Source organism: Curvibacter fontanus, from assembly GCF_054780335.1.
Window position 1 is genome coordinate 1 of sequence record NZ_BAAGWN010000032.1, and the last position, 7,975, is coordinate 7,975.

Here is a 7,975-nt window from a genome sequence, read left to right on the forward strand (position 1 = left end):
CGGTCTTGGCGTCGAAGGCAGCCTTCTCGTAGGCTGCCGCCTGCTGCGGGATCATGCCGGCGGAGGCCAGCAGGCCCGCCACCACGGCGCTTTGTTTCAGTGTCTCGCGACGAGTTTGCATGTGATGCTCCTTGAATAAGTACATGCTAATAAAAAAATCTATCCTGCCCTATTGGTACTTGTACTTAAAGCTCTATTTTCCCGCGCCGGCAGCCAGCCAGGCACCCAGGGTCTTTGCTTCGCTATCGCTCAGTGTCTGCGCCGGCATGGGAATGGGGCCCCAGACACCCGAGCCGCCATTTTTGATCTTGCCGGCGAGGTAGTCCACCTTGCCGGCGTGCTTTCTGGCGATTTCCGCAAAGCTCGGACCGACCAGCTTCCTGTCCATGGCGTGACAGGCCGTGCAGCTGTACTTGGACAGCAGCGCCTGGGCCGCCTTGCCGTCGCCGCCGCTGGCGGCAGGAGCCGTTTCAGCCTTCGGCTTGGCGGCGGGCGCCGGCTTGGCCGCCGGGGGCGCCGCTGCCGGCGCGGCTTGACCCGCCTTGCGCTCGGGTTGCGTTGTGTCGGCGCCATGCTGGGCGCCCACCAGGCGGTTCTGCTCGGCCAGATTGCCGTGGGCATTGCGTGCGTAGTCCGGCAGGAAGGAGGCCACCTTGGGCTCCGGCGTGCAATCCTTCATGCAGGCCACGTTGCTGGTGTCGGCCTTCTTGACCTTGCTGAACTCCGGGCCCGGCCACATGGCGTGTTCGGTTGTCATGCCGTTGCGGTTGGGCATGCGGCCCTGCACTTCGCGGATGTTCTTGTCCGACAGCACGAAGTTGTCGGGCACGATGCCGCCCAGGTTCAGCAGGAAGGCCGTCACGGCGTACACCTCATCGGTGCTCAGCGACTTGGGCGCATTCCAGGGCATGGCGCGGTTGATGTAGTCCCACAGCGTCGAGACGGTGGGCACCTTCATCAAGGTGGTTCGACCCGGGAAAGAAGAGTCGGTCAGCTTGGCCACGCGGCCGGTCTTGATGTCCTCTGCCGTGGTGCCACCCACCAGCGGACTGAACACTTCGCCGGACTCGCCGAAGATGCCGTGGCAGTGGGCGCACTTGCCTTCCCACACGTCCTGGCCCTTGGCCACGCTGCCGGAACCGGCGGGCAGGCCCTTGAAGTCGGGACGCACGTCGATGTCCCAGGCCGCCACTTCCTTGGGCGTGGCATCACGACCCACACCCGGGTACTTGGTCGACTGGGCAACTGCGATTCCGGCCACCGCCAGGAGGGCGGCCGTCAGAACTGCATTACGAAACCTGGACATTTTTCACCTCGCCGCTTTCCTGCACCAGCCACGACTGGATGGCGTTGTTGTGGTAAATCGAACGCGTACCACGCACGGCACGCAGCTGTTTGTAGGTGGGCTGCACATAGCCCGTCTCGTCGGTCGCACGGCTCTGGATGATGGCCGGCTTGCCGTCCCAGACCCAGTCGATGTTGAAGCGCGTCAGCGCCTTGGACAGCACCGGGTTCTCCAGACGCGCACGGCGCCAGTTGCGGCCACCATCGAGCGACACGTCCACCTGCTTGACCTTGCCGCGACCCGACCAGGCCAGACCGGAGACGTTGTAGAAACCCTTGTCCAGCAGCACCTGGCCGCCGGAAGGCGTGGTCACCACACTCTTGCACTCCTGGATGCTGGTGTACTGGCGGTGCAATCCGCTGGGCTGCAGGTCGATGTAATGCACCGCCTCATCCTTGGCTGCGTAAGGCATGTCACCCACCTCGATGCGACGCAGGTACTTGACCCAGCTCACACCCTGCACACCCGGCACCACCAGACGCAGCGGGTAACCCTGCTCGGGGCGCAGCATCTCGCCGTTCTGGCCGTAGGCCACGATCACTTCGCCCGAGGTGATCAGTTCCATGGGAATGGTGCGGGTCATGGAAGAACCGTCGGCACCTTCGGCCAGCACGAACTTTCCCTTTTTCAGGTCGGCGCCGGCCAGCTCCAGCAGGGTGATCAGCGGCACGCCCGTGAACTCGCTGCAGGACACCATGCCGTGCGTGTACTGCACGGTGGGCACCGCCACGTTGCCCCATTCGACGGCCGTGTTCGCGCCGCACTCGATGAAGTGGAAACGCGAGACCGCCGGCAGGCGCATGATCTCGTCCATGGTGAAGACCTTGGCGGCCTTGACCATGCCATTGACCATCAGGCGATGCTTGGACGGATCGATGTCCCACCAGCCCTGGTGGTGACGCTCGAAGTGCAGGCCGCTGGGCGTGACGATACCGAACAGCGACTGCAGGGGCGCGAAGGACACCGAAGCCTGCGTGGTCTGGGTCAGGCCCGGGCTCTGACGGCGCTGCACGTTGGTCTCGAACCTGGAGGGCTTGCCGTAGCCTTCATTGGCGGCAACGCCCTGCCCCAGGCCCGTGCTGTGCTCGGGCAGGTTCAGGATGTTGGGATCCCCCCCCTCGGTCGGCACCGGGTTGCCCTGGGCCAGCGCAACGCTGCCGGCGGCCCCCGCGGCGGCGGCGGCGAACGCGTTACGGATGAAATTGCGTCGGCCCTGCTTGGCCTCGGCAATGACCGTCTTGATACCGTCCTGATTCAGAAAATTCTCGGGCGCCTTGCGGATCCTGCCCGAACTCAAGTTGTCCTGCATCACACACTCCTTGCTATCGTTGCCATCTGCTGGCGATTCGTCTGTCTGCGCGCGCTCAGCCTGCATGAGCCTCGCGCCCCTCTGCTCCACCCGCGCTCACCTGCGCGCACACTGCCTTGCACACCCGCACCACCGTTTCGTCGGCAATCCGGTAATACATCTGCGCGCCATCGCGCCGCTTGTCCACCACCCCCGCCCGGTACAGCACATTGAGCTGCTGTGACATATTGGGCTGAGACACCGCCATCTCCTGCAGCAGCTGCGTCACGTTTTTCTCGCTCCCGCACAGTGCGCTGATGATCCGCAGCCGCAGCGGCGTGGACAGCACCCCGAACAATTCGGCGGCTACCTCGTAGCCATCCAGCGTTGTCTTCGGTGGCGTCTCGCGATTCATTTGATATATCTAAATATTCACATGTTCGAATATATAGGTTTCAAAGAAGAAATCATTCAGGGTTTACGCGTATGTCAACCCAACCCCGGGGGTTGGTTTTTACTTTGTGAAACGGTAATGGTCCCGGTTCAGCACGGCAGCAACGGCCGTGACCTCTTCGGGAAAGAAACCCAGGTTGAGCTCCGTATTGCACTGCTCGACCATGCCACGCAGAAAGCCCGCACTGTTGATCCGGCCGGCCGGCCGATAGATGGCCGTGCCATCACCGCCCACCCTCTGTTGGTGACACGCCACGCACTTGCTCTCCGCGATCAGCCGCTCGCCCAGAGAGAGGTCGGCCCCCTGGAACACAGCCGGGACCTGTGATGCTGCGACGCCAGCGAAGACCATCAGGGGAAAAGCAAGGTATTTGTGCATGAGCCATAGGTTATCGAAGACCGGGACGGCTAGCAACCCAACCGTTCCCGCCTGCGCGTACGGCCCGTTCAGAAGCAAGGGCCGGGACCAGCCCGGCCCGTCGCGGGCGGGTCAATACTTCCAGCCGAACTGGACGCCCAGGGATTGCTGGGACATCTTGATGGTTTCGTTGCCACCTGCGCCGGCGCCGGCGATGCTGTTGAACATCGAGGAGCCGGAAACCGAGTTCTCGGGCGCATACATGTAGGCGAACGTCACTTCCGATTGCCTGGACAGGACGTAGGTGCCGCCCAGCGTGTAGTGGGTCGTGACCACACCCGGGGCGATGATGTTGAAGGTCACATCGCGGCCCTTCACCGGGTTATCACCCACATTGACGCCGGCACGCATCGTCAGGTTGCCTGACTGCTGCCACTCCAGCCCCAGCTTGTACACGTTGATGTCGGACCAGCCGAAGCCCTTGCCGTTCGCCGTACCGAGCAGCCCCGTACTGTTGCTGGCATTGCCCACCGAGGGGACACCGCTGTACTTGATGAAGCTGTAGTCGAAGGCGACCAGGACCGCCGGCGTCGCCTGGAAACTGAGGCCCGCCGTGTAGTTTTCCGGAATATCGAAGTTGCCGCCATCGGCAAACAGGCCCTTGTACTTGTCGAACTTTGACATGCTGATCTTGGGCGAGTACGAAGCGCCTACGTTCAGCGTATTGCCGAGCTTGCCCAGGTAACCGAGGCGGACGCCAAAACCATTGCTGGAGTCATAGCCCCTGTTGGTCACGCTGCCCTGCGCGCTCGTCATGACCGGAAAACCAGTAGCGTTGTCGAAGGCCTGCAGGCCGTCGGCCTTGAACTGCTGATGCACCAGCAGCGGCGACACGCCCACCGAATGGCCGGGGTTGACCTTGTAGGCGAACGTCGGCGCGACCACCAGCTGCACCATGTCGACGCCCAGCTTGCCGGAACCGCACATCGCGTTGGCAGTGCCCGCACCGGAGCCGCAATTGATCTTGCCGCCGGCATATTCCGTATTCAGACCCCCGTTGCCGTACACGGCCAGGCCGACGCCGATGGTGTCGCTGACCGCACGGTTGTAGCCAAATTCAGGCACGTAGAAGGTATTGCTGTCACTGTCCTGCGCAACGTCGATGCTGCCTGCACCCACACCGGCGCTGCCGGTGCGGCTGAAGCCACGCTTGGGCATGAACACATCCACGCCCAAATCCAGGCGATTGCCTGCAAAAGCGGCGGCCGCGGGGTTGTTGGCGCCTGCAAATGCATTGTCGGTCGAGGCCACCGCCGCGCCGCCCATGCCCTTGGCCTTCATGCCGTAACCATGCGAAAAGTAGCCATTGGTGGCCATCGCGACTGTCATCGGACCAGCCAGGGCCAGGGCCATGGCCGTGTCACGGAAAAACTGATGCTTTCTCACTGATGTCTCCTGTTATGTTTGCAAGTCGAGAGGGAAAGAAATTCAGAATTCGCCCTTGGAGCCACGTTCCATCATTTCCCAGATGGTGTCGCGAACTTTCCAGGCGTTTTCTTTCAGGGGCGAGGGCAACTTGCGACCCATGCGAACCATCATGTCCATGTTCAGCGTGTACATCCACAGGCCGTCATCTCTCTCCACCACCGTGATGCGGCAGGGCAGATAGGCCGCCATGTGCGGGCTGAAGTCCACCATCTCCCGCGCGGTGTCGGGCGTGCAGAACGAATAGACCTTGAGGAATTTCTGCGGCTTGCCGGTGCGCGCCTCCAGTTCCTTGGACAGCGGCAGATCACCCACGCCTTTCATATTTCGTTCGGCAGCGACCTGGGTCAGCACCTGCTCGAGATCGTTGATCGTCACCCCGGGCTTGACCTTGCGCTCCCAGGTCGTGGTCACGGCGATATCGCCTTCGGCCTCAATCCAACGGTCCCACATCCGGCTGGCCTCGGCGCCGGCGCCGTCCTCCAGCTTGCCGATCGTGCTGATCGTCCCGCAGCCCGTGGCCAGGACCGTCATGGCCAGCAACAGCAGGCCACCCATGCATCGTTTGATAAAGCTCACTTGAAATCCTTTTGAAGTAGTGGAACGTCGATGAAAACGAGATCGGTCGACTACCCCCGGGGGTAACTGACGCGTGACGCAATGTTGAAGCAGCGAGCGGGTCACGGCCATAGGGATGAACCCTATACGGTGTAGGGTATAAGTGATGCATACAGACCCGCTGCTGAAGTCGGGTCGAATCTGGCACACTGCGGGTTCCCCAGCCCAAATTGACTGCCGCCATGCCCAGAAAGCCAGCCACCCCCGCTGCTGAAGCCACCAACGCCGCCGCAGTCTTCCGCGCCGATCACCAGAAAGACGTGGTCAACCGCCTGCGCCGTATCGAAGGCCAGGTCCGTGGTCTCGTGGAAATGATTCAGGAGGGCCGCAGCTGCGAAGACGTGGCGCTGCAGATGTCGGCCGCGCGCAAGGCCATGGACAAGGCCTTCTATCGCATGATGGCCTGCACGATGATCGAGGCCGTCTACGACGCAGAAAACAGTGACCGGTCGATCGAGGAAATCGAGAAGTCGACCCGCCTGCTGGAAAAGTTCGGCTGAAGCCCGGCGCCGGAAACCGGGGCGGTCCGCGCACGCCAGCGCAGAAGCCGACCCGGACCGGCGGCCCGGATCGACCTTGTGCCGCTGGCGTTTACTTCGCGCCGGCCAGCACCCAGACCGCCAGGGTCCTGGCATCGGCCTCGCTCAAGGCCGCCTGCGCCGGCATGGGCACCGGCCCCCATTTGCCGGCCCCGCCCTTCTTGATGCTGCCCGCCAGCATGGCTTCGGCATCCTTCTGGCCGCCATACTTCCTGGCCACGTCCTGGAAGGACGGGCCGACCATCTTGCGGTCGACGGCGTGGCAGGCCATGCAGGAGCTCTTGCTGGCCAGTTCCTTGTTCGCGAAGGCCGGGGCCGCGCCCAGCGCCGCGATGGCCAAGGTGATGTGGATGGGTTTCATGCTTGTCTCCTTTGAGGTGGATAAAAAAATAGTTCAGACGTACCGCGCGGCCATGGCTTCCAGCGCGATGGGCTTGATCTTCGAGGCCATGCCGGCACAGCCGAAGGCCTCGAAGCGCGCCTTGACCACACCGCGCGCGGCCTTCTTGGCGGCGGCCAGGGCCTTGCGCGGATCGAACTCGCTGGTCTGCTTGGCGAAGGTCTCGCGCATGGCGCCTGTCATGGCCAGGCGGATGTCGGTGTCGATGTTGATCTTGCGCACACCGCTCTTGATGCCGCGCTGGATTTCCTCCACCGGCACGCCGTAGGTTTCCTTGATGTCGCCGCCGTACTGGCGGATGATGGCCAGCCACTCCTGGGGCACGCTGCTGGAGCCGTGCATCACCAGGTGCGTGCTCGGGATCTGTGCGTGAATGGCCGCGATGCGGTCGATCGCCAGGATGTCGCCGGTGGGCTTGCGCGTGAACTTGTAGGCGCCGTGGCTGGTGCCGATGGCAATGGCCAGCGCGTCCACGCCGGTCCTGGCCACGAAGTCCTTGGCCTGCACCGGGTCGGTCAGCATCATGTCGTGCGTGAGCTTGCCCTCGGCGCCCACGCCGTCTTCCTCGCCGGCTTCGCCGGTCTCCAGCGAACCCAGGCAACCGAGCTCGCCTTCCACCGACACACCCACCGGGTGCGCCATCTCGCAGACACGGCGCGTGATGTCCACGTTGTAGTCGTAGCTGGCCGGGGTCTTGCCGTCCGTCATCAGCGAGCCGTCCATCATCACGCTGGTGAAACCGGAGCGGATCGACTGCTGGCAGACCGCCGCCGAGGTGCCGTGGTCCTGGTGCACCACCACCGGGATGTCGGGGTGCGACTCGACCGCGGCCAGCATCAGGTGGCGCAGGTAGGCCTCACCCGCGTACTTGCGGGCGCCGGCCGAGGCCTGCAGGATCACCGGGCTGTCGGTTTCCTGGGCGGCTTCCATGATGGCCAGCACCTGTTCAAGGTTGTTGACGTTGAAAGCCGGCACGCCGTAGCCGTGCTCGGCGGCGTGGTCGAGAACCTGTCGGAGTGATGCGAATGCCATGGAAATGCTCCTGATGAATAAATGATTTCATTCCCTCTCCCTGCGGGAGAGGGAGTGACCGTCAGCCCCGGGCGCGCCGCGCCAGGATCTCGAAAGCCGGCAGGGTCTTGCCCTCCAGCACCTCCAGGAAGGCGCCGCCGCCCGTGGAGATGTAGCCCACCTGCTGCTCGATGCCGTACTTGGCGATCGCCGCCAGGGTGTCGCCGCCGCCCGCGATGCTGAAGGCGCTCGATTCGGCGATGGCCCGGGCGATCACCCGGGTGCCGTTCTCGAAGGCCGCGAACTCGAACACGCCCACCGGGCCGTTCCAGACGATGGTGCCGGCGGCCTTCAATTGCAGGGCCAGTTTCTTCGCGGTTTCGGGCCCGATGTCCAGGATCAGGTCGTCATCCGCCACCTCGCTGGCCCGCTTGACCGTGGCCTTGGCGTCGGCCTTGAATTCCTTGGCGGTGACCAC

The 7,975-nt window shown here is 63.5% G+C and carries 10 protein-coding genes; 1 reads left to right on the plus strand and 9 read right to left on the minus strand.

Going from position 1 to position 7,975, the window contains the following annotated elements; genetic code table 11:
• Positions 1-193 precede the first annotated feature (193 nt).
• The 6 genes from ACYVH8_RS12870 to ACYVH8_RS12895 all read right to left on the minus strand — a co-directional run bounded on the left by ACYVH8_RS12870 (position 194) and on the right by ACYVH8_RS12895 (position 5,508).
• Positions 194-1,306, minus strand: coding sequence for a c-type cytochrome (locus ACYVH8_RS12870; protein ID WP_460489214.1), 1,113 nt, complete (start codon positions 1,304-1,306; stop codon positions 194-196).
• A complete protein-coding gene (soxC, locus tag ACYVH8_RS12875; RefSeq protein ID WP_460489215.1) occupies positions 1,290-2,654 on the minus strand; it encodes a sulfite dehydrogenase in 1,365 nt (454 codons plus the stop codon). The genes ACYVH8_RS12870 and soxC overlap by 17 nt, the downstream gene beginning before the upstream one ends.
• 55 nt (positions 2,655-2,709) lie before the next feature.
• Positions 2,710-3,048 (minus strand): ArsR/SmtB family transcription factor, encoded by a 339-nt coding sequence (locus ACYVH8_RS12880; protein ID WP_460489216.1) that lies wholly within the window; start codon positions 3,046-3,048, stop codon positions 2,710-2,712.
• Positions 3,049-3,147: 99 nt separating this feature from the next.
• Entirely contained in the window at positions 3,148-3,465 is a 318-nt protein-coding gene (locus ACYVH8_RS12885) for a hypothetical protein (RefSeq protein WP_460489217.1), read from the minus strand.
• A 111-nt stretch (positions 3,466-3,576) separates the two neighbouring features.
• Positions 3,577-4,857 (minus strand): OmpP1/FadL family transporter, encoded by a 1,281-nt coding sequence (locus ACYVH8_RS12890; protein ID WP_460489218.1) that lies wholly within the window; start codon positions 4,855-4,857, stop codon positions 3,577-3,579.
• A 75-nt stretch (positions 4,858-4,932) separates the two neighbouring features.
• Positions 4,933-5,508: a DUF302 domain-containing protein gene (locus ACYVH8_RS12895; RefSeq protein ID WP_460489219.1), complete on the minus strand. Its 576-nt coding sequence runs from the start codon at positions 5,506-5,508 to the stop codon at positions 4,933-4,935.
• A gap of 221 nt (positions 5,509-5,729) precedes the next feature.
• On the opposite strand from ACYVH8_RS12895, the gene ACYVH8_RS12900 reads away from it, so the two are divergent.
• Positions 5,730-6,047, plus strand: coding sequence for a metal-sensitive transcriptional regulator (locus ACYVH8_RS12900; protein ID WP_460489220.1), 318 nt, complete (start codon positions 5,730-5,732; stop codon positions 6,045-6,047).
• A gap of 91 nt (positions 6,048-6,138) precedes the next feature.
• Here ACYVH8_RS12900 and ACYVH8_RS12905 read toward each other — a convergent pair whose 3' ends face one another.
• The 3 genes from ACYVH8_RS12905 to pgk all read right to left on the minus strand — a co-directional run.
• A complete protein-coding gene (locus tag ACYVH8_RS12905) occupies positions 6,139-6,447 on the minus strand; it encodes a c-type cytochrome (RefSeq protein ID WP_460489221.1) in 309 nt (102 codons plus the stop codon).
• A 33-nt stretch (positions 6,448-6,480) separates the two neighbouring features.
• Positions 6,481-7,518, minus strand: coding sequence for a class II fructose-bisphosphate aldolase (fba, locus tag ACYVH8_RS12910; protein ID WP_460489222.1), 1,038 nt, complete (start codon positions 7,516-7,518; stop codon positions 6,481-6,483).
• 61 nt (positions 7,519-7,579) lie between these two features.
• A partial coding sequence (gene pgk / locus ACYVH8_RS12915; protein WP_460489223.1) for a phosphoglycerate kinase occupies positions 7,580-7,975 on the minus strand: 396 nt, incomplete at its 5' end.